Genomic DNA, 24,795 nt, shown 5'->3' with positions numbered 1-24,795 from the left:
ATGTCCCGCCCGCTTTCTGGAGACAATGGACCGATGCAAACCGGGCATGAGGGGATCGCAATGTCAGCCGACGACTGGTGGAAGCATGGAATCGTCTATCAGGTCTACCCGCGTTCGTTCCAGGACAGCGACGGCGACGGCATCGGCGACCTGGACGGCATCCGCGAGCGGCTGGATCATCTGGTCTCGCTCGGCGTCGATGCCGTCTGGATCTCGCCGATCTACCCGTCGCCGATGGCCGACTTCGGCTACGACATCTCCGACTACTGCGACATCGATCCGCGCTTCGGCACGCTCGATAGCTTCGATGCGCTGGTGCGGGAGGCCCACGCGAGGGGGCTCAGGCTCATCCTGGACTTCGTACCCAACCACACGTCGGACCGCCATCCGTGGTTCGCGCAGAGTCGCAGCTCGCGCGGCGATCCGCGGCGCGACTGGTACATCTGGCGCGACCCGGCGCCGGACGGCGGACCGCCCAACAACTGGCTCGGCAACTTCGGCGGCCCGGCCTGGACCTTCGATGCGGCCACCGGCCAGTACTACGCCCATTCGTTCCTGAAGGAGCAGCCCGACCTCAACTGGCGCAACCCCGAGGTGCGCGCCGCGATGTACGAAGTGCTGCGCTTCTGGCTCCGGCGCGGCGTCGACGGGTTCCGCGTCGACGTGCTCTCGCAGATCGTCAAGGACGCACAGTTCCGCGACAACCCGCCGAACCCGGACTTCGTCGAGGGCCAGGACCCGTTTCTGCGCCTGACGATGCTCTACAACACCGACCTGCCGGAGGTGCAACCGATCGTGGCGGAGATGCGCCGCGTGGTCGACGAGTTCAGCGACGCCCGCTCGTCGCGCGTGCTGATCGGCGAGCTCTATCTGCCGCTCGACCGGCTGGTCGCCTACTACGGCCTCGATGCGGAAGGTTTGCAGCTGCCCTTCAACTTCCAGCTGATCTCGACCGAGTGGCAGGCGGCGCACATCGGCCGCTTCGTGCGCGACTACGAAGCCGCCCTGCCCCCCGGCGCCCAGCCGAACTGGGTGCTGGGCAATCACGACAAGTCCCGCATTGCGAGCCGCGCCAGACCACGGCTGGCCCGGCTCGCGGCCATGCTGCTGCTCACGCTGCGCGGCACGCCGACGCTCTACTACGGCGACGAGATCGGCATGACGGACGTCCCCATCCCCGCCGACGAAGTCCAGGACCCGTTCGAGAAGAACAAGCCCGGCATGGGCCTCGGGCGCGACCCGGTGAGAACGCCCATGCAGTGGAGCGCCGCGGAACATGCGGGCTTCACGACCGGTACGCCGTGGCTGCGCCTGGCGGCCGACTGGCCCACGCACAACGTCGAGGCCCAGTCGCATGACCCGCGCTCCATGCTGACGTTCTACAGGCGCCTCATCGCGCTGCGCCGCGCGCAGCCTGCGCTGCACCGGGGCACCTATGAAGCGCTCGAGGCCGGAGACGAGCTGCTCGCCTATGCGCGCGACAGCGAAGGACAGCGGCTGGTGGTGATACTGAACTTCGGCACCACCCCGGCGCCGATGCCACAGACGCTGATGCCGCACATGCCGCGCCAGCCGGTCGTGCTGGCATCGACCGACCCCGAACGCGCCGAATCGATCGAAGGCCCCCTGGTGCTGGCACCCGGCGAAGGCATCGTGATCGGCAAGGGTCCGGCGACGCGCTGACGAATCAGGACTTGGCGGCCTGGATCTCGACGTAGCTGCGCGCATGCCAGCGCACGCGCACGGGCCACTTCGCGTCGGCGATGGTTTCGGAGTTCACGTCCTTGCCGCTGCCGTAGTTGACCTGCCGGTCGGGGCGCCTGTTGAGGCTGACCAGCAGCACGATGCGGCTGCCCGCCGCGAGCCTGGAAGCCGTCACGCGCTCGGTGGTGAACGCAAGCAGCTGACGCTCGCCGGCCCGAAGGAGCCGCCGGCGCACGCGATGGCCGGCGTAGCTGGCGCGGAAGTCGTAGGGGTCGAACAGCAGCTGGTACTCGCCGCTCGCCGTCTGCTCGTACAGCGAGACGTTGAAGTCCATGTCCTGCCGCGAGGGCGTGATGTCGAACACGCCGCGCAGGCTGCCGGCGATCTCGGTGTCTTCCGGCAGCGGGTCGCTGACGAAGCTGATGCTGTTGCGCGCCGGCAGCTGGCTCGCGCGCAGTGCGTCCGGCCACGGGATGCGCGCGTCGCGTCGATCGGCCAGGTCGACCGAGAGCCGCGCGTTGCCGCCGCCCTCGGACGGCGACGGCAGCAGGCCGTGCGGCTCGTCTCGCCCCCGGGTGTCGAGATAGAAACGCAGCCGGGTGCGCTCCGGCGCCTCAAGCACCGGCGCATGGCGCCACCGGTCCGCGCCCATCACCTGGTAGTTGACGCGGTCCAGCAGCAGCGAGGGCTTGTCCGCGCCCTTCAGGACGTGGTCGAGCCACTGGTAGCGCAGCTCGGGCAGGTCGACGCGCGCGACCGGGTCCAGCGTGTAGCCGCGCAGCGCCGGCACCGTGCCGCGCCGGATCGAGATCGCGTCGTAGGGGCCGAGCAGCAGCGTGGTGTCGGCCTGCGGCCGGTTGCGGCGATGCTCGTTGTGGAAGTAGAGCGCGCCGGCGTCGGCGCCGAAGTAGCCGGCGAAGCTCAGCACCGGGATGTCGATGCGCGCGAACTGCTCCGCCGACGGCAGGAACTTCTGCCAGTAGCGGTCGTGGCTCGGGTGCGTCAGCCAGGTCCGGACGAGCCTGCTGCGCTTGCCCAGCAGGACGCGGTCTATGTCCCAGTAGGGGCGATTGCCGCGGTGCCAGCGCGCGTCGAGGGCCTGCCAGATCGCATCGGGGCCCGCATCGGCGTCGGCGCCGGCAGCGGCCGGCAGGGGTTCGGCAGCTGCGTGCTCCTGCGCCCAGCGGACCATCGCGTTGCGGAAGATCTGCCCCGCCATCGGGAAGTCGATGCCCGGCGCCATCGGCGCGATGGTGGCAATGGCCTTGAGCGCCGCCGGTCTCCTGCGCGCGGCAGCCCAGGCGGCGTAGCCGGAGTAGCCGTCGCCGAGCATGGCGACGCGGCCGTCGCTCCACTCCTGCCGGGCGATCCAGTCGATGACGGCGGCGGCGTCCTCGCCGTCGCGAACGAACGGCCACGCGGCGCCCTTGCCGTCGGGCGTGCGCCCGCGCACGTACGCCGTGATGCCGACATAGCCCTTGGCGGCGCTCAGGCGCGCGTCGTCCTCGGCCGGGTCGAGCGTGAAGCGCAGCAGCGCCGGCAGGGCCGTGTCCGCGCGGCCGGGCCGAACCAGGCTGGCATGGATGACGCCGCCGCGCACCGGAATCCTGAGGTCGGCCTCCGCCACGTAGCGGCCGCGGTTTTCCGCCGCGAACAATTCGGGCAGCAGCGCACTGAAGCTGCGGCGCGAATCGTAGGAAAGCCAGGTCCGCACGAGCGCCAGGGCGTCGGCCTCCGGGAGGCTGCCCTTCGCGCGCCAGAGGTCGAAGGCCCGGCGCAGTTGCTCCCTGTAGGTCGCCAGCGGGGTTTCGAGCCGGGTCATGATGGCCTGGGCCTGCGCGTTGTCCAGCGGCGACACCAGCTCACGGAACGAGCGCGCGTAGGCCTCGGCGAAACCGACGCGCCCCTCCGCCTCGAGCATGCGCGCGTTCGAATAGATGCCGTCGAGGATCGCCCGCTCGACCAGGCCGTCGAAGGGCTTGCCCTTGCGGCGCTCGCGCAGGGAGCGACTGCTGTCCTGCGCCGCGCGGTAGGCACCGCTGACGATCTGCAGGGCCGTCACGTTGGCCAGGAAGGCATCCTTGTCCGCGTCCTGGTACACCGGCAGGATGCGCTCGGCCAGGTCCCGCATCAGGCCCTCGGCGGCGGCATCGTCCGGGTCGCGCGGCGGCCGGAAGCCGAAGTCCGCCGCCCTGGACCAGGTGGGCCAGGCGGGCAGCGCGAGAACCACCCGCATGAGGGCGCGGCGCGCGCGGCTGACGGTCGACACGGGGCGTCTCATGGTCGCTGCTCCTCGGGAACTGCGTGCGGCGCCTTGACCAGATGAACCACCTGCGTGAACAGCCGGTCGTGCGCCCCGCCGGCCGAGCCGATGTGAATGATGCCCGTGCGCGTGAGCTTGCCAAGTGCGCTGACGATGAGTTCGAGCGTGTCGTCGTCGAACGCGCCGAAGGCTTCGTCCATCACCAGCCAGGGCGGTGCCTGCAGCACCACGCGGGCGAAGCCCAGCCGCAGCTGCTCGTCCATGCTGAGCTCGCTTTCCCAGCGGGCCGTCCTGTCCAGCAGCGGCTCCAGGCGCTGCAAGCCCACGCTCTCCAGGGCGGCCACCATCGCTTCTCTCGGGTAGGTCGTCGGCTCCATCGCATACGACAGCACTTCGGCCAGCGTGCCGCGCGGAATGTAGGGCGTGCCGCGCGGCATGTAGTGGATCGTCTCGCCGTCGGGCCGGCGCACCGTTCCCGAGCCCCAGGGCCACAGGCCCGCGATCGCCCGGAACAGCAGGGTCTTCTCGGTGCCCGGCGTGCCCAGGATCAGGGCGCACTGGCCGCGCTGCACGACGAGCGCCGGAACGTCCAGCCGGTCGTGGCCGCTCCAGGAACGGACCTCGAGCGCTTTCATCGCGAGCGTCCCGGCGTCGCCCTCCTCGTAGGCGACGCGGCTGCCGCCGGCCTGCGCCTCCAGGTCGTCGGACGCCAGCATCCGGCGCAGGTCGGTCACGCGCAGCAGCGTGGCGCGCCAGTCGGCAATGATGCTGAAGTTGTCGACGAACCAGCGCAGCGACGACTGCGCCTGCGTGAAGGCCGCGGCGGCCATCATCAGGCCGCCGAACGAAACCTTGCCCGAGAAGTAAAGCGGCGCGGCCACCAGCGTCGGCGCGATGACGGTGACCCAGCCGAAGCCCGCGGTGGCCCAGGTCAGGTTGGTCAGCCCCAGCACCACCCGCGACGTGGCGCGCAGCACGTCGCCGAAATGCACGGCGACGCGACGCTTCTCGTCGGTTTCGCCGCCGGCCAGGGAGATGCCGTCGAGGTGCTCGTTGATGCGCGTCAGCGAAAAGCGCAGCTCGCCCTCGCGGGCGTAGCGCTCGGCGTTGCGCGAGATCAGGCCGTTGCCGACCCAGTAGGTGACCAGCGAGCCGGCGACCGCATAGGCGATCGCCGCCCACAGCATGAAGCCCGGCAGCACATGGTCCTGGCCATTGAAGAAGATGCTGAAGTCCTTGGAGAGAACCCACAGCACGCTCGCGAAGCTGCCGAACAGCATCGCCGACTGCAGCAGGCCCACGCCGAGGTTGACCGACAGGTCGCACAGCTTCAGCGTGTCCTCGTGCATGCGCTGGTCGGGATGGGCACCCATCGGGCCGCTGGCCTGCAGCCAGAACGCCCGGCGCGGCTGCAGCCAAAGCCCCACGAGGTCGTTGACCACGGCCTCGCGCAGCCTCAGCTGCAGGGTCTCGCCCAGCCACCTCTGCGCGACGTTCAACACCAGCAGTGCGCCCGCGATCACCGCGAAGACGCCGACCTGCACGATGAATTCGCTCAGGTCGCGCCTCGAGATCGCGTCGTAGAAAGGCTTGTTCCAGCTGTTGAGCTCGATCTGCCCGTACGCCGTGAGCCCGACCACCACGACGATCGCACTCATCAGCACGACAAGCTTCTTCGCGACCGGGGACACCCGCAAGGCACCCAGCAATTCGCCGACCTGACGGAAGACGCCGGCCTTCGCGACCGGCTCGACATGGTTTTCCGGCCTCGCGCTCATCGCCCCCGCGTTGCCCTGGAGGCGGCGGCCGCGATGCGGCGCGCCGAGACGCACGAAATGAAGGCGGCGTGGCTCCAGGCGAGCTGCTTCGCCGAGGTCTGCGCGCCGCTGTGCTGGTCGAACTGCTCCGACAGGTCGCCGCTGTCCGGCGTGTATGCGCGCACGGTGGCCAGGTAGGCGTCGCCGCGCGCCATCCACTGGCTCCAGCGGCCTGCGTCGTCGCCCTCCGCCGCCGCGGCGCGGAAACAGAACTCGGCGGCGCCGAGCGTCGAGAAGTAGTACGCGCCGCCCGAGCAGTACACGTCGCCGGCGTACCGCCCCATCGCCGTGCCGCGGCCTGCGGCACGGCCGTGGTTGATTGCATAGGCCTCATCGAACAGCGCGTCGAGCCGCTCCAGCGTGGCCTGCATGCGCGCATCGGAGGGGCCATGCGCGAACTCGCTGCCGAGGCTGTGGATCGCCGACAGGATCACGGCGATGTCCAGCGCCTTCGGGCTGGGTCGTGCGTCCGCGAGAACACGTGATCGGTAGTAGCCGTGCGCCAGGGCGCGATCGTCGTCATCTCGTTCATCCACCCAGTACCCGTCCAGCACTCGCAGCACGGCCTGCGACTCTTCACGGCATCGCTGCGCCTGCGCCGTCTCGCCCTGCGCCTCCAGCCATGCCGCGCCCTCGGCCAGCGCCGCGGCCGAGACGCGCAGCGTGTAGTAGTGATGGCCGCTTTCCTCTTCCCAGATGTCGAACGACGGCTCGCGCCAGCGGCGCAGCGTGAAGTCGAGGTCGAAGCGGATCAGCGGCGCGACCTCGGCCAGCAGTGCCGCATCGAGATGCCCGCCGCCCGCCCAGCGCAGCAGCGCCAGCGCGCGCAGCGGCGGTCCGTCGTGCTGGGGGCGCGCCCAGCGGAGGATGTCGAGCGTGCCGTCGGGGTTCACGCGCGTCTCGGCGACGACCGCGTCGCCGTGGACGCCTGCGAGCTCATGGTCCTCGCGCAGATACTGCAGGAGTTCGGGCGCCACGCGCGCCCTGCGGTCCTGCACCGCGGTCACCGCGCGGCCGTCGAGTCCGTTCAGGGCCAGGCTGAAGCGGATGAAATCGCGCAGGTGCCGCAAGGCTTCGTCGCCGATGCGCCGGTCGGCATGGAGCAGGCGCAGCGCATCGATGACGACGGCGGAGTCGCGGAACCAGTGAAAGAAGTAGTCCGGGTCCGGGTCGTAGTTGCCGAGGACGGGCGAGGCGACGATGGCACCGGCGACCGGCCGCACGGTCTGGCCGAAGCCTTCGCGGTGCTTGACGATCGACACCGGCGAGATGCTCGACAGCATCGCGCTCGCCGAATGCGAGAGCTGCCGCTCGATCCAGGCCTCGAAGGCCGGGTCTTGCCGGTTCGCCGCGCCGAAGCTCACTCAGGCGACTCCAGGTGCGGGCTGCTGAAGTCCAGCCGGCGCAGCCCGGCCTGCACTTCGGGCACGCTCATGAACAGTTTCCACAGAAGGCCCGTGCGATGGTTCTCCATCATCACGACGATCGGGCCCTGGTCGATGGCAAGGTAGGTGTCCGCGAACCAGCCGCGCGACTCGCAGAACGCGTCGACGAAGCCGTAGTCCCTCCACACGCGCTCGCCATGCGCGGTGAGGAAATGCCGCAGCACCTTCATCACCTCGGCGGGCGCGTACGGCAGGCTGGCCAGCGCGGCCGTCGGCGAGATGGTGCCGTTGTCGTTGTTCGGATCGTGCGCGAGATAGCCGTCAGGGTCGTCGCTCGCGGTCAGGCCCCAGCACGATTCGCCGTAGCCCGCGAAGCCCCGGGGATTGGCGATGCAATGCGCGCGGTTGACCTGCACGTGCCGGCTGTTGAGCTCCCAGTAGTCCGCGTAGCGATCCTTCAGGCCGCGCGGATCGAGGCCGCAGAACGAGTAGTGCGCGAAGAACAGCGGACCGCCGTTCGGCGGGCCCAGCGGCAGCTCGATGCCGTGGTACGAGCGGCCGTTGAGGAAGTCGGGGCCCGAGGCGAAGCCGCGGTGGTAGACCCGAGGGTCGATCGCATGGCGCGGCGCGGCAGCCGCCAGGAAGTAGGTGATGAGGCACTCGTTCCAGCCGTGCACCTCGTGGTTCATGGCCCAGCCGTGGTTCGGGCTCCAGTGCCAGTACAGCACGTCGCGCCCGCCCTGGGTGAACCAGTTCCACTCGACCTCGTGCCACAGCGTGTCGAAGTCGGCGCGCAGCCGGCGCACCATGGCCGTGTCCTCGTTGAAATACTGGCGCGCGCAGAGCAGGCCCATGCAGAGGAACGAGGTCTCGACCAGGTCGCCCGCGTCGTCCTTGGGGCTCATCGGGATCGTCTCGCCGCTCGCCCCGTCCATGAAGTGCGGGAAGGTGCCGTGGTAGCGCCTGGCGCGAAAGAGGGCGTCGCGCATGCGCCCGAGGCGCTCCAGCGCCGCGTCCCGTGAGACCCAGCCGCGCTCCACCGCGACGATCAGGGCCATGATGCCGAAGCCCGTGCCGCCGATCGCGACCCTTTCGTCGGCCAGGTCTTCGCCCGTGGCGCGGACCAGCGTGCGGCGGTCGAGCGCCAGGCCGCTGGCGGCATCCGCGCCCTCCCAGAAATAGCGGAAGGTCCGGCGCTGCACGGCGTCGATCAAGGCTTCATCGGGCAGGGCAGCCAGTGCCCCGGGGCTCTTGTCATCCTTCAGCACGAACGCTTCCTTTCGTGGTTGTACCGGCATGTCACTTCCGGTTTCATCGAGGCATCGACGCCACACGGCCGATGGTCCTCACCCGCAGCATGCCATCATTAGGTCCCCTGGGTTCTATTCGAAATCCCTGATGAGTCGCATCGATACCCTCATGGCCCGGATGACGCTTGCCGAAAAGCTGGGCCAACTGACGATGACTGCCTCCAGCTACACGGTCACCGGACCGGTGCTCGCGGGAGACTCCACGCAGTCGATCATCGACGGCACCGTCGGCAACCTGCTGAACATGGTGGGCGCCGGGCCCACGCACGAGATGCAGCGGCTGGCCGTCGAGAAGTCGAGGCTGGGCATTCCGCTGCTGATCGGCCTGGACATCATCCACGGCCATCGCACGCTCTTCCCCATCCCGCTCGCGGAGGCCGGCGCCTTCGACGAAGAGCTCTGGGAGCGCACGGCACGCGAGGCCGCGCGCGAAGGCGCCGCCGACGGCCTGGCGATGACCTTCGCGCCAATGCTCGACGTATCGCGCGATCCCCGCTGGGGCCGCACCGCGGAAGGGCCCGGCGAAGACCCCTGGCTCAACGCGCGCATCGCGCAAGCCAAGGTGCGCGGCTTCCAGGGTGCCGACCTGTCGTCGGCCGAATCGCTGGCCGCCTGCGCGAAGCATTTCGTCGCATATGGCGGGGTCAATGCGGGGCGCGAGTATGCGTCGGTCGACATCTCCGAGCGCACCTTGCGCGAGGTGCATCTGCCGGGCTTCGCGGCAGCCGTGCGCGCCGGCGTCGCGACGCTGATGCCCGCCTTCACCGATCTCAACGGCGTGCCGATGACGGCGCACATCCCCTTGCTGCGCGACTGGCTGCGCGGCGAGATGGGCTTCGACGGCGTCATCGTCAGCGACTACAACGCGATCGCGGAACTGATCAGGCACGGCGTGGCAGCCGATCTCGTCGATGCCGCAGTGCTGGCATTGAAGGCCGGCGTCGACATCGACATGATGGCCGACGCATACCGCAAGGGCCTGCCGGTCGCGATCGAGCAGGGACGGGTGACCATAGAGGAGATCGACGCGAGCGTGCGCCGCGTGCTGCGGCTCAAGGAGCAGCTCGGCCTGTTCGACGACCCCTACCGCCGCGGCGCGACGCCCGAACCAGCCGAGGTCGTCGTGAAGCGGCACGCGGTGGCGCGCGACGCCGCGCGCAAGGCCATCGTCATGCTGAAGAACGAGGGCGACACCCTGCCCTTGCCTGCGACGGCAAAGACGCTGTGCGTCATCGGCCCGCTGGCCGATGCAGTCACCGAGATGAAAGGCCCATGGTGGGGTGCCGGCGAGCACGAGCCGGCCGTCACCGTGCTGGCCGGCCTGCGCGCCGCGCTGCCGCAGGCCGACATACGCCACGCGCCGGGCGTCGCCATCGAAAGCGACGACGACAGCGGCATCGAAGCCGCCGTCGCGCTGTGCGACGGCGCCGAGGCCGTCGTGCTGTGCCTGGGCGAGCGTGCAACGATGAGCGGCGAGGCGGCGAGCCGAGCCACGCCGGCGCTTCCGGGCCGGCAACAGGCGCTGGCCGAAGCGGTGACGGCACGCGCGCACGCGCTCGGCATCCCCGTCGTCGCGATCCTGTTCTCGGGTCGCCCGCTCGTCGTTCCCTGGCTCTCCCAAAACGCCGATGCGCTGCTGGCAGCGTGGTTCCTCGGCGTCGAAGCCGGCCATGCGATCGCCGACGTTGTCACTGGCCAGGTGTCGCCCAGTGGCCGCACGCCGATGAGCTGGCCGCGCGCCGTGGGGCAGGTGCCGATCTTCTTCGGCCAGCGTCCCACCGGCCGGCCGATGAACCCTGCCGACTACTTCACGAGCAGGTACCAGGACGTCGAGAACTCACCGCTGTATGCCTTCGGCCATGGCCTGACCTACGGCCGGTTCGTCTACGACGAGCTTCTTGTCGAGCCGCGGAGCGTGCGCGAGCAGGACACGCTGAAGATCGGCGTGAGGCTGCGCAACGTCGGCGCGCGCGAGGCCGAGGAGACTGTCTTCCTGTTCGCTCGCGGCAAGCTCGGCCGTGTCACCCGGCCTCTGCTGGAACTCAAGGGCTACGCGAAGCTGCGGCTGAAGCCCGGCGAAGCCGGCTCGGTGAGCCTGGAGCTGCCGGCGTCCGAGCTGCGCTATCTCGGGCCGGACCTGCAGCCCCTGTTCGAGGCGGGCGAGGTCGAGATCCTCGTCGGGCCGAGCGCCGAGCAATCAGGCTTGCTGCGCCAGACCGTCGAGCTGCGTTGAAGCCCGGGCCCGGGCGGCAGGCAACGGCCGGGTCAGGTCCAGTTCTCCTGCACCCAGCTGCGCACCTGCGCCCACTGCGTCGAGGTCTCGATGTAGTTCAGCGTCGCGCTCACCAGCTCACCCACGTTCTTGTAGTCGTCCAGGCCGAACGGCTGGGCGAGCGGCAGGTTGGCGCGCATGTAGTTGCCGCCGAGCAACTGGCCGGCCTGGGTCGCCGCCAGTTCCGCGGTGGCGTCCATCGTGAGATTGAGCAGTGCCGTGGCCGGCACCACGCCATTGCTGAACGGCCAGAGCCAATGCGTGACGCCCCAGTCGAGCGGATTCGGCACGGCGCTGGTCGGCACGCCCACCGGGTTGGCGCCGGTGCCCAGCGACAGCATCACGATGTCCGACGTGGCGCTGGCGTAGCCCTGGTAAATGGCTTCCACGATCGCCGTCATCGAAGGGTTGTTGGCGAAGGTGCCGCCGTCGGCGAAGTAGCCGAAGTCGCCCACCTGGTAAGGCGGGAAGTAGGTCGGCGCAGCCGAGGTGGCCAGCGCGGCCTCCACCATGCTGATGCCGCGATAGGCGTTGCTCGGGCCGTTGGAGATGGTGCACGGCTCCCAGCTGTTCTGGCTCGCGTCCCACAGCCGCGCGGAGTTGACCGCCACGAAGCGGCTCGCCGAGGACAGCGCGCCGTTGCCGACCAGCGTCTCGGCGACCGACTGCAGGCCGGTGTTGACGTACTGGCACTTGAAGATGCCCGGGCCGCTGCCCAGCAGCTCCTCGGGCGACTGCGCGGGTGCCTTGTCCTGCTGCTTGGCCTGTGCGTCCAGCAGCCAGCCGTTGGGCTTGAAGATGGTGGAGCCCTTGGTCTCGTAGAGATCGACGATGGCGTCGATGCCCACGTCGTTCACGAGGCCCAGCGAGATCAGGCCGCCGGTGGAAGTGCCGGCGAAACCGTTCGCGTTGGCGACGATGCCGAAACTCTTGTCCAGGTCCTGGATCATCAGTGCCGTGATGACACCGCGAATGCCGCCGCCGTCGCAGCAGAGAATCTTGAAAGACATGGCTGTGCTCCTTGCTCGGGTGAATGGATGTCAGCGCGCCTTCTCCTCCTCTCCTTCTCCCCCACTACTCACCTGCCTTCACGCCCTGACGGAAATCGAAGGCCAGGGCACTGTGGCCCCTCTTCATGCGTCGATCCATTTCGTCCCATTACAGATTCGCAGGCTCGGATCGCATCGAACGGGAATGAGAACCTAAGGACTCCCGAGGCTGCCGGGGCCCAATGAAAAAGGCATCAGTTCGGCTACGGTCGAGTCCCTTCGCCCGACCGCGACGATAGTGCTCCGCCGCCCAGCCCGGAATGCCGCGCCGCCGCAGCAGCGACATCGGCCGGCGCATCCGGCAACGGTCCCGCGAGAAACGCAGCCAGCACGTCGTTGCCGGCCGCCTGCGTAAGCGCGGGGCCGCGCGACCCGCCGATCAGCACCACGGCGGCGAAGCGCGCCGGCGCCGACAGGTACAGCGGCACGTCCGTGAAGCCATAGTGATTCGCCTCGGCGATCTGGTAGCGATACCCGCCCGCGCGCGCATGCTGCACGAGCGAGAGATTGCCTTGCAGGTAGTGCCGCGAATGCCGCGTCTCGCGATGATCGCTTTCCAGCAGAAGAAACGGCACCGGCATCGGGTCGATGGCAGCGCGGCCGTACAGCGTGCCGTCGATGTTCGCGACAGCGCGAATGCGCGCATCGCCCATGGCCGCCTCGACCGCGCTCGCGCCGCCGAAGGAATGGCCGATCGCGGCGATGCGCTGCGGATCGAGCCGCTCCGACAGCAGCGGGCCGAAGGCGCCAGGCCGGCCGATCTGTCCGGCGACGAAGCGCAGGTCGGCCGCCCGCACCGACTGCCGCTCGCTCATGTAGCGCAGGCGATCCGGATCGTCGGGCAGGAAGCGCTCGACCGGCGTCGCGAGCCGGCCATCGGCCAGTTCGACCACTGGCGCTTCGTAGGCATGGTCCAGCGCGAGCACCACGAAGCCACGGCTCGCCAGGTCGGCAAGAAGTCCGGAATAGAACGCGCGCGACGCGCCATACCCCGGCGAGAACAGCACCACCGGCCAGCGCGTCCGTTGCGTGGCCACCGGCGCGTCGACGCGCGCATGCGTGTCGATTCGGTCGTAGCGCTGCATCACCAGTCCGGGTATCAGCGACACGAAGGACGGCAGCCGGCCGAGGCCGTCGATGTAGCGCGGCGCCGCGCCCTGCCCTGACACTGCCGGATACCAGGCCTGGACCACGACGTTGCGCCGGTCATCAGGATCGGCGGTCGCATCTTCCGCCCGCTCGCCGTCCACCCATCGGAACACCTGGGTGCCGACCGCATACGGCCCGCGCAGCGCGGGCAGCTCCGGCACCGGCACGAAGCTCCACGCAAGCAGCGTGACCATGGCCAGCCCCGCCACGCCGCCACGACCCAGCCATGCCAGCGCGCGTCGCGGCGACGGCCGGCTTCGCCTCCAGCCCAGCACCAGCAGTGCCGCAAGCAGCGCATGGACAGGCAGGTATTGCCAATAGAGGCCATCGCGCCAGAGCTGGAAGACGCAAGCCACCAGCAACGCAACCGACACGGCGATGACCACGCGCCCATTCACCCGCCTCGTCACCGCCGCGATCAGCGCAAGGCCGACCGCGACCAGGACGATCGCGCCATCGAGCATCGACATCGCCCGGCTCCGTTGTCGTCCGTCAGCCGGCGTACCTGGCCAGCATGCCCAGCTTCTCGTTCAGCGCGGCCTGGAAATGCTCGCGCTGCGAGGGCACCCACATCGGCGCGTCGAAGGAGGCGACGATGCGATGGCTCTCGATCCGGATCGTGCCCGCGAGCGGCTCGCGCACCGCGAAGTCGTCGCCCTGCGGCTCGATCCTGAAGCCCAGTGCCTCTACCTCCTTCAGCTGTGCCTTGAGCGCTTCGCGCAATAAGGCCGGGCGTCCCGCATGAGCAACGGCGATCTCGATCGGCCGCAGTTCCGGCAACGGCAGCAGCACCGGGGCGACGAGCTTCGACGGCCCGCCTGCAGCCGGAAAGCGCAGCTTCGCCGCCGCATCGAGCACCAGCGCGCGCGCCGCCGCGACTTCGTCGTCGGACTCATAGCCGCTTTGCGCGGTGACGAAGTTGTCGGTCAGCACCTCGACCGACTCCACGCCGCCGCCTGCCGCCACCGCGAGGCGGAAGCTCATCACGCCCTGCACGTCCCTGAAGGGCTTCAGCGGCTCCGCGAGCGCGCGATGGAATCCGGTGACCACTTCCCGTGCGGCTGCTTCGTCCAGCGGCCCCGTCACCACGGGCGAAGCGGCGCGCAGATGCCCGACCAGCGCGATGCGCGCCTCCAGCGGGTCCATGCTGCCCTGGATGGTGGGCGTGCCGTGGACGATGCGGTCGTCGAACAGCAGCAGCTGGTTGAACTGCGCCGGCACCAGCTCGTACAGCGCCTCGCCGTGCACGTGGTGCTTCTTGTAGCTGGGCACGCCGTCGCGCATCAGCAGCGTTTCGCCGCCGGCGAACTTGCGCGACTGCCAGCGCGTGAGCGAGTAGACGAAGCCCAGCGTTCCGTTCTGGAAGTCGCTGTGCAGGCCCAGCGTGCAACCGTTGACCATCAGGTGCAGGTTGGGCTCGCCGGTCGGCACCAGCCCGGCGTGTTCCATGCACCACTGCCTCAGGTGCCGGTCGAAGCGCCGCCACAGCGGCAGCGGAAACACCTGCTGCGGCGTCGTGCGCAGGTAGGTGTACATGCGCGGATCGCAGAAGTACTGCCACTGGACCGACTGCCGGTAGGCGTTGCCGACCTTCTCCTCGTAGGCCGCGCGCATGGCCTCGGCCTCCGGAAAGAAGTCGGCGGCGATGTGCTGGCGCCGGATCACGCGGCCACCTCGCGCATGTCGCCGAGCGCCACGCGCACCTGGCGGTTGCCGCTGTACGGCAGGCGCCCGTGGGCCATCAGCAGGTTGTTGACCAGCAGCACGTCGTGGGCCTCGGTGGGAATGCGGACCGAGCACTCCATCAGCACCCGGTCGATGGTGCGCACCCATTCGGTCGGAATCGGGCTGCCGTCGCCGAAGAACACGGTGCGCGGAAACTGGTCGCGGCGGAAGTGCTTGCCCAGCATCGCATCGACCTCGGCCGGCAGCGCATCGGGGTGGTGCAGCAGGATCTGGTTGAACCAGGCCTCGGTGCCGCGCTCGGGAATGCGCAGCACGGCATGGGTGCGGTACGACACGGTGAGATCGTTCTCGGAGATCGCGTCGATCTCGTGCCCGCTGCCCGCGATCTTCATGCGCAGCTCCTGCAGGGTCTCGACCTTGAAGAACTGCTGCCACGAGGTGTCCAGCCCTCGGATGAAGCGCCGCCGGTAGACCAGCCCCAGCTCGCGGAAGCGCTCTAGCATCTGCGCGGGCAGCCGCTCGATCACCTGGCGTCCGTCCGACAGGGTCCACTCGCCGCCCTCGGTGGCCGGCTCAAGGCAGAAGAACAGCTGGCGCGAAGGCCAGCTCTGCGTATGCGAGGCCTCGTTGTGGAATCGGATCTCCAGGTGCCTGGGGTACGGCGTGGAGAAGTAGACGTTGTCGCTCGCGCTGGCCAGCGGCAGGTCGCCGTAGTGCCTGTAGAGCGCGTCGCAGGCCGAGCCAGCGCAGTCCTCGAAGCCGGGCAGGCCGCCGACCTCGAAGCCGCGGAACAGCACGTGGCCGTCCCTCCACAGCGCCTCGTCGATGCGATCGCGGTTCTGCCGTATCCAGGGCGCTAGCGGCTCGCGGGAAGCTGAAGTGATTTGCATGGGTTCGTTCACACATTCGGTTCGTTGATCTCTTCAGGACATGGCCACCAGGATGCGGCGCGGCCCGTCGAATGGCAGCCGCCCGTGCGCCGCGAGGAGGTTGTCCACCACCAGCAGGTCACCCTGGCGCCACGCGAAAGTGCGCCGCTGCGCGCGCAGCACCTCGCGCACGTCGGCGAGCGTGGCGCTGTCGATGCGGCCGCCGTCGCCGTAGTAAGCCGCCATCGGCAGCCCGGCCTCGATGCGCGCATCGACCTTGGCGCCCATCGGCGTGTTGGAGGCATGGAACAGGTGCACCTGGTTGAACCAGACGCGCTCGCCGCTCAGCGGATGCACGCGCGTGGCCGGCCGCCGCTCGTGGATGCGCAGGCCGCCGCCGGGCTGCCACTCGCAGCCGATGTCCATCTCGCGGCAATGCGCCTCGACCTGCTCGCGGTCGGCGGTCTCGAAGGCCTTGCTCCAGGCGTTGTAGGGCGCGTGCGCCGGCGCGAGGTTGCGCACGTACATCAGCTCGCGGCGCTCGAACTCCTCGACGATGGAGACCGGCATTGCCTGCAGCACGCGCCGCGAGTCGGCCAGCGGCGTCTCGCCGCCCGTCTGCGGCGGGGTAGCGCAGAAGAAGTAGAGGCGTTGCGGCCAGCGCAGGCTGTACGACATCTCGTTGTGCAGCGGTATCTCCAGTTGCTTCGGGTACTCGGTCGAGGTGTAGACGCCGTCGGCCACCTTGCTGCGCGGCGAGGTACCGCCCGCGTAGTCGCGCAGCTGCTGCGACGCCATCGCCGCGACCGCGCGCCGGAAGTCCTCGGCCTCGCGCAACGGAAAGCCGCGAAACAGCAGCGCGCCGGCACGCAGCAGCATGGGTTCCAGGCGCGGCATCGCTTCACCGAACCAGCCTTCGGCATCGGCCGCGCTGCCGCCGGCCAGCTCCGCATCGGCGTGGATGAGATGCGGAAAGTCGTCGTCGAAGTCCTCGGCCTCGCGCAGGTCCGCGACGGTTGCTGCCGCCCCGCTCATGCGCGCTGCCCCAGGTACCAGTGCCGCCCGACGATCTCGATCACCCGATCGACGTGCGGCTGCCTGAGGATCGACAGGTGATCGCTGCCGGGCACGTCGAAGCTGCGCAGCCGGGGCTCATGCGTGCGCCAGGCGTCGAGGCTCACGGCTTCGTCTCCATCATCGGAAACCGCCCGCAGCAGCAACGCGAGGCCGGTGAACTCGCCCTCGGGGCGATAGCCGATCGCGCACTGGCGGCAGAACATCTCAAGCACCGGCGCGAAGTCCGCGCGCCGCGCGCTGGGCGGCAGGAGGCGGGCGCGCCGCATGGCCTCGAAGACCGATGCCGTCTGCTCGCCTGCAGGCAGCGCGGCCAGCGTGCCGGCGTCGAGCCCGTGCTCCTTTCCGCCCTGCAGCCGGATCAGCGCCAGGTACTCGCGCAGCGCGTGGGCGCGGTCGCCGAAGCCTTCGGCGCGCGGCGCATCGGTGTCGACGAGCACCACCGGTGCGACCGTGGCACCGGCCTCGGCCAGCTGCCGTGCCGTTTCCAGCGCGACCCAGCCGCCGAAGGAATGGCCGATCAGGTGATAGGGCCCCCGCGGTTGCAGCGCGCGTATCGCATCCACATGCCGCCGCGCCGCCTCCTGCAGCGTCGGCGGCTCGCCGTCGCGGCCCAGCAGCGCGGGCGCCTCCAGGCCGATGAAGCTGGCATCGCCGGGGCTGCGCGAAGCGAAGTCGAGGAACGACGTTGCGTTGGCGCCCGCACCCGGCAGGCAGAACACCTTGCGTGCATGGGCGGTGCCGTTGCTCCCGCTCCTGATGGTCACCACGGCACCTGGCGCTGGCGGGCGGTTGGCCATGGCCGGCTGCGCTTGCGTGCCATCGAGCCGCTCGAGGATCGAGTCGATCGCCCCACCGACACGCGCTGCGTGTCGGCCGTCCATCATGATGCTCCAGTGGTCGCCGCCCACCGGATGCACCTGCAGCCGGTTGCCAAGCACCGGGCTCCAGCCGTTGGCCGGATCGCCCGTATCGCCTGCCGGTAGCGCCGAGAACAGATGCGCATCGATCTCCAGCGGCCGCGCGTGATAGCGATGCGCCGCCGCGCGCAGCTCGAACCAGAGCCCCGCGCGCGCGTCGAACTCCGCCGGGCTCATGTCCTTCTTCAGCCACCCCTCGGCGCGCGCCAGCGCGATCGCGGCGGGCAGGCCGTCGGTGGCGAGAAGCCGCTCGATCTCGCCCGCCTCCAGCTTGCGCCCGTAGTACTCGGCGAAGGCCACCAGCAGCAGCTTGCGGTCCTGCTCGCCCAGCTCGGAAACGCCGCGCTCGCCCTCGCCGCGGTGCCAGCTGTCGATCAGCCCGAGGAACTCGACCTGCTCGCCCGCCGAGAGCAGCTGCCGCGCGACCTCGAAGGCCAGCACGCCGCCGGCCGACCAGCCCGCGAGCCGATACGGCCCCTGCGGCAGCGCCTCGCGGATCAGGCGCACGTAGCCGGCGGCCAGGTCCTCGTAGCGGCTTCCGGCCTGCACCGCGTCGCGGTCGGCGCGGATGCCGTAGAGGCCGATTTCCGGATCGACGTGCCGCGCCAGCCGCTCGTACGACAGCACCTCGCCGCTGGGTTCGTGGATGAACACCAGCGCGCGCCGCGTGGCGCCACCCTTGCGGATGGTCACCCACTGTGCGTTCGGACCGGCCTCCGCGATGTCTTCGCGCGGCTTGCCGATAAGCTCGGCCAGCGCGCTGAGCTGCTGCGCCAGCAGCACGTCCTGCAGCGCGACCTCGTAGCCCTTCTGCTTCAGCCCCTCGATGACCTGGAACACCATCAGCGAGTAGCCGCCCAGGTCGAAGAAGTTGTCGTGCCGGCCGATGCGCTCGACGCCCAGCAGCTGCGACCACAGCGCGGCGATGGTGCATTCCGCCTCGCCCCGCGGCGCCTCGTAGCGGCCGAGCGCCAGGCCCTGAGCGTCGGGCGCCGGCAGCGCCTTGCGGTCGAGCTTGCCGTTGGGCGTGAGCGGCAGCGCAGCTAGCGTCACGAAGGCCGAAGGCAGCATGTATTCGGGCAGGTGCGCGGCCAGGCCAGCGCGCAGCTGCATCGGATCGGGCGTCTCCGTGCCGGCCACCACGTACGCGACCAGGCGCCTGTCGCCGGGGCTGTCCTCGCGCGCGACCACCGCCGCCTCGCGCACCCCCGGCAGCCGCGCGAGGCGTGCCTCGATCTCGCCGGGCTCGATGCGAAAGCCGCGCAGCTTGATCTGCTGGTCGTTGCGGCCGAGGTATTCGAGCGTGCCGTCCTCGCGCCAGCGGCCGAGGTCGCCGGCGCGGTACATGCGTGCCTGCGCGTCGTCCACGAGCGGATCGCGCGGGAAGCGCTCTGCAGTGAGTTCGGCCCGGCCGAGATAGCCGCGCGCGACGCCGGCACCGCCGATGTGGATCTCGCCCGCCACGCCGACCGGCACCGGCTGCCCCGCCGCGTCGAGCAGGTAGATCCGCGCGCCCGGCATCACCTGCCCGATGTGCGGACGGCGCCCGTCGATGACACCGCAGCTCGCGTCCACGGTGCATTCGGTCGGCCCGTACATGTTGAAGAAGAGCCGCCCTTCGACGGCCGCCAGCGTGCCCCAGGTGGCCGCGTCGATCGGCTCGCCACCGAGCAGCAGCTTGCGCAGACTCGGCGCGCGGCCTTGCAGGAGGCCCGCGCCCTGCATCAGCCGCAGGTGCGAAGGCGTGCACTCCATCGCCTCGATGCGATGGGTTTCCAGAAAGCCGAGCAGCTCCTGCGCGCCGAGTCGGTCCGCCTCGGGCAGCAGGAACACGCTGCGGCCGAAGGCGAGTTGCCCCCAGGCCTTCACGGCCATGTCGAAGCCGAAGGAGGAGTTCCACGCCACGCGCCGGCAATCGGGTGCCGTGCCGTGCACGCAGGCCTCCATCGCGCGCAGGAAGAAGGCCACGTTGCGGTGCTCGACCATCACGCCCTTGGGCTCGCCGGTCGATCCGGAGGTGTAGATCACGTAGGCCAGGTGCGAGGGCGTGAGGCCGACGGCGGCCGGGTCCGGGTTGGTGGACGGCGCCGTGGCCCAGTCCGGCTGTTCGGCGTCGAGCAGCACGCGAGCGCATCGTTGCGGCACCTGCAGCCGTGCGTCGAGGCGCTGCTGGGTCAGCAGCACGACCGCACCGCTGTCTTCCAGCATCTGCGCCAGGCGCTCGTCCGGATGAACCGGATCGAGCGGCACGTACGCGCCGCCGGCCTTGAGCGTGGCCAGCATCGCCACGACCATCTCGAGGCTGCGCTCGGCGCAGATCGCAACCCTGTCATCGGGCTTCACGCCGAGCGCGCGCAGGTGATGGGCGAGCCGGTTGGAGCGCGCATTGAGCTCGCCGTAGCCCAGGCTCTGGCCCGCGTATTCGATCGCCTGCGCATCGGGCTGGCGCGCCGCCTGTTCCTCGATGAGTGCATGCACCAGCACCGGCTGGGCTGTGACGGCATGGCTTTCGTTGAAGCCTTCCACGATCGCCGCGCGCTCGTCGGCGTCGAGCAGGTCGATGCGGTCCACCGGCTGGCTGTCGTCGGCGACCATGGCGCGCAGCACCGCTTCCAGGCAACGCCATTGGCGGCGCACCGTGGCCTCGTCGAACAGGGCGCTGGCGTAGTTGAGCTGGCCGGCGATGCCCTCCCCGTTCTCGCGCAGCTCCAGCGAGAGCTCGAACTGCGCACTGTCCGCGCCGCCGCCCAGGCTCTGCGCCTGCAGGCCGGGCAGGTCGAGCCCGGCCTCGGGCGTGTTGTGCCACGACAGCATCACCTGGAACACCGGATGGTGGGCCAGCGAACGCGGCGGGTTGAGCGCCTCGACCAGCCGCTCGAAGGGCACGTCCTGCAGGCTTTGGGCCTGCACCGCGGTCTGCCGCGCCTGTGCCAGCAGCGCGCCCACGCCCGGGCTGTCCGAGAGGTCGATCTTCAGCGCCTGCGTGTTGACGAAGAAGCCGATCAGCGGCTCGACCTCCACGCGGTTGCGGCCGGCGTGCGAGCTGCCGATCACCACCTGCTCCTGCCCGCTCAGGCGGCCCAGCACCACCGCCCATGCCGCGAGCAGCGTCATGTACAGCGTTGTACCATGGCGCTGGCCCAGCGCGCGCAGGCCCTGGCCCAACTCGGCGTCGAGTTCGACCGCGATGTTGGCGCCACGATAGTCTTGCACCGGCGGGTGCGGCCGGTCGGTCGGCAGGTCGAGCAAGGCCGGCGCGCCGCGCAGCTGCCGCACCCATTGCTCCAACTGCTGCTGCAGCAGCGGCCCCTGCAGCCATTGGCGCTGCCACATGCCGAAGTCGGCGTACTGGATGGCCAGCGGCGGCAGCGGGTCGGAGCGGCCTTCGCGAAAAGCGCCGTACAGCGCAGAGAACTCCTTCGCCAGCACCCCGCCCGACCAGCCGTCGGACACGATGTGGTGCATGGTCACGAGCAGCACGTGGTCGTCAGGACCGAGCACGAGCAGGCGGCCCCGGATCAGCGGGCCCAGCGCGAGATCGAACGGGCGCAGCGCCTCCTCGCGCACGATGCGCTCCAGCGCCTCGTCGGTGATGCCGCGCCGGTCTTCATGCAGCAGCGCGAAGCCGCGCGGCGCGTCGATGACCTGCCGAGCCTCGCCCCCGATGCCGACGAAGCGGGTGCGCAGCACCTCGTGGCGCTCGACGATGCGATCGAAGGCGGCCTGCAGCGCCGCAACGTCCAGCGGGCCGCGCAGCCGCACCGCGTCGGGCACGTGATAGGCCTTGCTCGCCTCGGGGTCGACCCGCGCGATGAACCACAGCCGCTGCTGCGCGAAGGACATCGGCAGCGGTGCCGAGCGGTCGGCGCGCGCGATCGCACCCAGCGTGTTCTGGCTCGCCTCGGCCACGTCGCGCGCCAGGTCGGCGAGCTGTGGATGGGTGAACAGCACGGGCAGCGGCAGTTCCACGCCGAGCCGCTCGCGCAGCTGCGAGACCAGCCGCACTGCGAGCAGCGAGTGACCGCCGAGCTCGAAGAAATTGTCGTTGCGCCCGACGCGCTCCATGCCGAGCAACTCGCACCAGATCTGCGCGAGCGTGTCCTCGATCTCGCCGATCGTCGCCTCGTAGCTGCGATGGGCGAAGGCGAGACCCTCGGGCGCCGGCAGCGCCTTGCGGTCGAGCTTGCCGTTCGGCGTCAGCGGCAGGGCCACGAGCGACACGAAGGCGCCCGGCAGCATGTGCTCGGGCAGGCGCGCGGCCAGTTGCTGGCGCAGCCCGGCCGGGTCGATGGCGTCCTGCGCGCCGTTCGCGACGACGTAGGCGACAAGGCGCTTCTCGCCGGGCACGTCCTCGCGCGCGACCACTGCCGCTTCGCGCACACCGGGCAGCTCGTCGAGGCGCGCCTCGATCTCGCCGGGTTCGACGCGGTGGCCACGGATCTTGAGCTGGAAGTCGTTGCGCCCGAGGTATTCGATCGTGCCGTCGTCGCGCCAGCGGCCGAGGTCGCCGCTGCGGTACATGCGCGCGAATTTGTCGTCCGCGAACGGATCTCGCAGGAAGCGTTCGGCGCTCAGCGCGGGCTGGTTCAGGTAGCCGCGCGCGACCTGTGCGCCGGCGATGTGGATCTCGCCTGCCACGCCGCGCGGCACGGGCCGGCCTTGCGCGTCGAGCAGGTACAGCCGGCAGTTGTCGACTGGCGTGCCGATGGGCGGCAGGTCGCTCCACTCCTCAGCGGGGCCTGAGAGCGTGTACGTCGTGACCACGTGGCTCTCGGTCGGACCGTAGTGGTTGTGCAGGCGCGCCTTGCCGCCGCCTTCGAACAGCCGCCGCATCGCCGGCGGGATGCGCAACTGCTCGCCCGCGACGATCAGGTCGCGCAGCGTCGGCGGCAGCGCCGCCCCGTCCTGCGACCACAGCTCGCTCAAGGCGTTGAGCGCAATGAAGGGCAGGAAGAGCCGCTCGACACCCTGCTCGCCGAGCCAACCGGCCAGCGCGGGCAGGTCGCGTCGCAACTCCTCGGGCACCGGCACCAGCGTGCCACCCGTGGCCAGCGTGGAGAAGATTTCCTGGAACGCGACGTCGAAGCCCGGCGCCGCGAACTGCAGGGTGCGCGCCGCGTCGGGCAACTGCTCACGCTGCCAGGCCAGCAGGTTGGCCAGGGCACCGTGCGGCATCGCCACGCCCTTGGGCACGCCGGTGGAGCCGGAGGTGTAGATCACATAGGCCAGGTGCTCGCCACGCAGGCCCAGCGCGTGCGGATCGGGCCGGGGCGCGGCGGCCTGTGCCCATGGCGCTGTGGCGATGTCGTCGAGCAGTACGCACTCGCAGGTCGGTGGCGTGCCGAGGCGGCCTGCCAGCCGCTCCTGCGTCAGCAGCACGAGCGGCGCGCTATCGGCGAGCATGTGCATCAGGCGTTCGTCGGGCAGCGCCGGGTCCAGCGGCACATAGGCCCCGCCAGCCTTGAGCGTGGCCACGATCGCGATCACCGCCGCGGCCCCGCCCTCCAGGCAGATCGCCACGCGCTGATCGGGCACCACGCCGAGCGTGCGCAGATGATGGGCCAGCTGGTTCGAACGGGCCTCCAACTCGCCATAGCCCAATCGTTCGGTGGCGGATTCCAGCGCGACCGCGTGCGGGTCGCTGTCGGCCCGGCGCTCGAACAGCGCGTGCACCAGTTCGCCGATGTCTCCATGGTCACGGCGGGTGGCATTGAAGCCGTGCAGCACCTGCTCGCGCTCGGCCGCCGGCAGCGTCTCGATGTCACGCATCGGCGTGTCGGGCGCCTGGTCGAGCGCGCGCACGAGGTGTTCGAGGGTTTCGCGCATCCAGCCGGCGATGCGCGCGGCGTCCACCAGCTTCACGATCTCGGCGGTAATGGAGAAGCCCTGGCCGTGGTCGTCCACATGCAGCACGAAGGGGTAGTTGGTGCGGTCGCGGCTCTCCAGATGACGGATGCCGGCGATGCCTTCCTCGCCCTGCACCGCCTGCTCGCGGCTGTGGCGGTAGTTCAGCAGCGCCGAGAACAGCGGCGTGTTCGCGGGCAGGCCGCTGCAGCGCTGCGCCAGCGTCAGCGACGCGTGCTCGTGGCGCAGCAGTTCCGCGAGCGCGGCGGCCGTCTCGCCGAGCGCCGCCCCCGCGCTGAGCCCCTCCAGCCGCACCCGCAGCGGCAGGGTGTTGATGAACATGCCCATCGCGCGGTCGGCGCCTTCGCCGCCCTGCAGGCGGCCGAGCAGCACGGTGCCGAACACCACGTCGCCACCGCCGTTGCCGCTGCAGCGCGCCAGCACCTGCGCCCAGGCCAGGTGGAACACGCACGCGGCGCCGACACCGCGCCCGCGCGCCACGCGCCGCAGGTCTGCGCACAGCGCCGGTTCGAGCCGCAGCTTCGCCTGCACCGCGTCGCTGCCGTTGCCCTGCACGTCGAGCAGATCGAAGGGCGCGGTCGGCTGCACGACGTCGCCCAGCATCGCGCGGAAGAACTGCTCATGCTCGGCTTCGCGCGCGCCCAGCCGGGCCTGCGCGACGAAGTTGCGGAAGGGCACGGGCTGCGGCAACTCGGCGCGACGGCCCTGCATCACGAGGCCGACTTCGTGGGCCAGCAGCTCCAGCGTGACGTGGTCCATCGCCAGGTGGTGATAGAGCATCTGCAGCAGCCAGCGTCCACCTGCCTCATCGAAGGCCGCGAAGCCGCGCATCATCGGCGCGCGGCGCACGTCGAGGCGATAGCGGGCCGGGTCGGCATGGGCCTGCAGCCGCGCCTGCAGGTCGCCGCCGTCGAACTCCAGCGTCTCGACTTCCAGCCGCGCCCGGCGCCACACCACCTGAACCGGCTCGGCCAAGCCGTCCCACTGCACGGCGGTGCGCAGCACATCGTGGCGCGCGATGGCTTCATTCATTGCGGCGACGAAGCGGTCCAGCAGCTCACGGCTGTCGAAGGCCATGAGCAGCCGGGTCAGGTAGGCGTCGCCCTGCTGCTGCAGCAGGTGATGGAACAGGATGCCCTCCTGCAGCGGCGCGAGCGGATAGATGTCCTGCACGTTGCCCGCACCACCCGGCGTGGCGGCGACGATGCGGTCGATCTGGGCCTGCTCCAGCCTCACCAGCGGCAACATGCGCGGGGTGATGCGCGGCTGCTGCTCCTGCTGCCGTGTTGCTGCAGCAGCGCGATCATCGTTGGCGGCGACCCAGCTCATCAGCGCCTGCTTGTGCAGCTTCAGCGATGCCATCACGCCGGGGGTCAGCACGCCGCGCGGCGCCTTCAGAACCAGCTCGCCCTGCTCGATCCGCGCCAGGACC

11 protein-coding genes and 1 pseudogene are annotated in these 24,795 nt (G+C 70.2%); 2 read left to right on the top strand and 10 right to left on the bottom strand.

Annotation, left to right across the window (positions count from 1 at the left end; all coding sequences use genetic code 11):
• Positions 1-60 precede the first annotated feature (60 nt).
• On the top strand, positions 61-1,683 hold the full coding sequence (locus tag ABL840_RS11090) for an alpha-amylase family glycosyl hydrolase (protein WP_093301165.1): 1,623 nt from the start codon (positions 61-63) through the stop codon (positions 1,681-1,683).
• A 4-nt stretch (positions 1,684-1,687) separates the two neighbouring features.
• Here ABL840_RS11090 and ABL840_RS11085 read toward each other — a convergent pair whose 3' ends face one another.
• The 4 genes from ABL840_RS11085 to ABL840_RS11070 are packed head-to-tail and all read right to left on the bottom strand — an operon-like array spanning position 1,688 to position 8,437.
• Positions 1,688-3,985 carry a CocE/NonD family hydrolase gene (locus ABL840_RS11085; RefSeq protein ID WP_093301167.1) on the bottom strand — a complete coding sequence of 766 codons (2,298 nt, stop codon included), beginning with the start codon at positions 3,983-3,985 and terminating at the stop codon, positions 1,688-1,690.
• A complete protein-coding gene (locus ABL840_RS11080; RefSeq protein ID WP_093301221.1) occupies positions 3,982-5,745 on the bottom strand; it encodes an ABC transporter ATP-binding protein/permease in 1,764 nt (587 codons plus the stop codon). The genes ABL840_RS11085 and ABL840_RS11080 overlap by 4 nt, the downstream gene beginning before the upstream one ends.
• On the bottom strand, positions 5,742-7,148 hold the full coding sequence (locus ABL840_RS11075) for a glycoside hydrolase family 15 protein (protein WP_093301169.1): 1,407 nt from the start codon (positions 7,146-7,148) through the stop codon (positions 5,742-5,744). Before ABL840_RS11075 ends, ABL840_RS11080 begins: the two co-directional genes overlap by 4 nt.
• Complete coding sequence (locus ABL840_RS11070; protein WP_240652135.1) at positions 7,145-8,437, bottom strand: glucoamylase family protein; 1,293 nt, start codon at positions 8,435-8,437, stop codon at positions 7,145-7,147. Before ABL840_RS11070 ends, ABL840_RS11075 begins: the two co-directional genes overlap by 4 nt.
• Positions 8,438-8,567: 130 nt before the next feature.
• Here ABL840_RS11070 and ABL840_RS11065 point away from each other — a divergent pair, with 130 nt between their 5' ends.
• Positions 8,568-10,712, top strand: a complete 2,145-nt coding sequence (locus tag ABL840_RS11065) for a glycoside hydrolase family 3 N-terminal domain-containing protein (protein ID WP_093301173.1) — start codon at positions 8,568-8,570, stop codon at positions 10,710-10,712.
• Between the two features lie 32 nt (positions 10,713-10,744).
• On the opposite strand, the gene ABL840_RS11060 is transcribed toward ABL840_RS11065, so the two are convergent.
• The 6 genes and pseudogenes from ABL840_RS11060 to ABL840_RS11035 form a co-directional block, all read right to left on the bottom strand.
• A complete protein-coding gene (locus tag ABL840_RS11060; protein WP_093198886.1) occupies positions 10,745-11,761 on the bottom strand; it encodes a patatin-like phospholipase family protein in 1,017 nt (338 codons plus the stop codon).
• A 242-nt stretch (positions 11,762-12,003) separates the two neighbouring features.
• Entirely contained in the window at positions 12,004-13,419 is a 1,416-nt protein-coding gene (locus tag ABL840_RS11055; protein WP_093307101.1) for an alpha/beta hydrolase family protein, read from the bottom strand.
• A 22-nt stretch (positions 13,420-13,441) separates the two neighbouring features.
• Positions 13,442-14,614 carry a hypothetical protein gene (locus ABL840_RS11050; RefSeq protein WP_093307100.1) on the bottom strand — a complete coding sequence of 391 codons (1,173 nt, stop codon included), beginning with the start codon at positions 14,612-14,614 and terminating at the stop codon, positions 13,442-13,444.
• Entirely contained in the window at positions 14,611-15,525 is a 915-nt protein-coding gene (locus ABL840_RS11045; RefSeq protein ID WP_093429399.1) for a TauD/TfdA family dioxygenase, read from the bottom strand. Before ABL840_RS11045 ends, ABL840_RS11050 begins: the two co-directional genes overlap by 4 nt.
• A gap of 33 nt (positions 15,526-15,558) precedes the next feature.
• Positions 15,559-16,539: a TauD/TfdA family dioxygenase gene (locus ABL840_RS11040; RefSeq protein WP_093307098.1), complete on the bottom strand. Its 981-nt coding sequence runs from the start codon at positions 16,537-16,539 to the stop codon at positions 15,559-15,561.
• Between the two features lie 86 nt (positions 16,540-16,625).
• A pseudogene (locus ABL840_RS11035) lies at positions 16,626-24,626 on the bottom strand (amino acid adenylation domain-containing protein); the annotation flags it as partial.
• Positions 24,627-24,795 lie beyond the last annotated feature (169 nt).

Origin of the sequence: Variovorax sp. NFACC27 (genome assembly GCF_048301545.1) — a bacterium.
Taxonomy (GTDB): Bacteria; Pseudomonadota; Gammaproteobacteria; order Burkholderiales; family Burkholderiaceae_C; genus Variovorax; species Variovorax gossypii.
The sequence above is the reverse complement of the archived record's forward strand: the minus strand, read 5'-3'. Positions and strand labels throughout refer to the sequence as shown.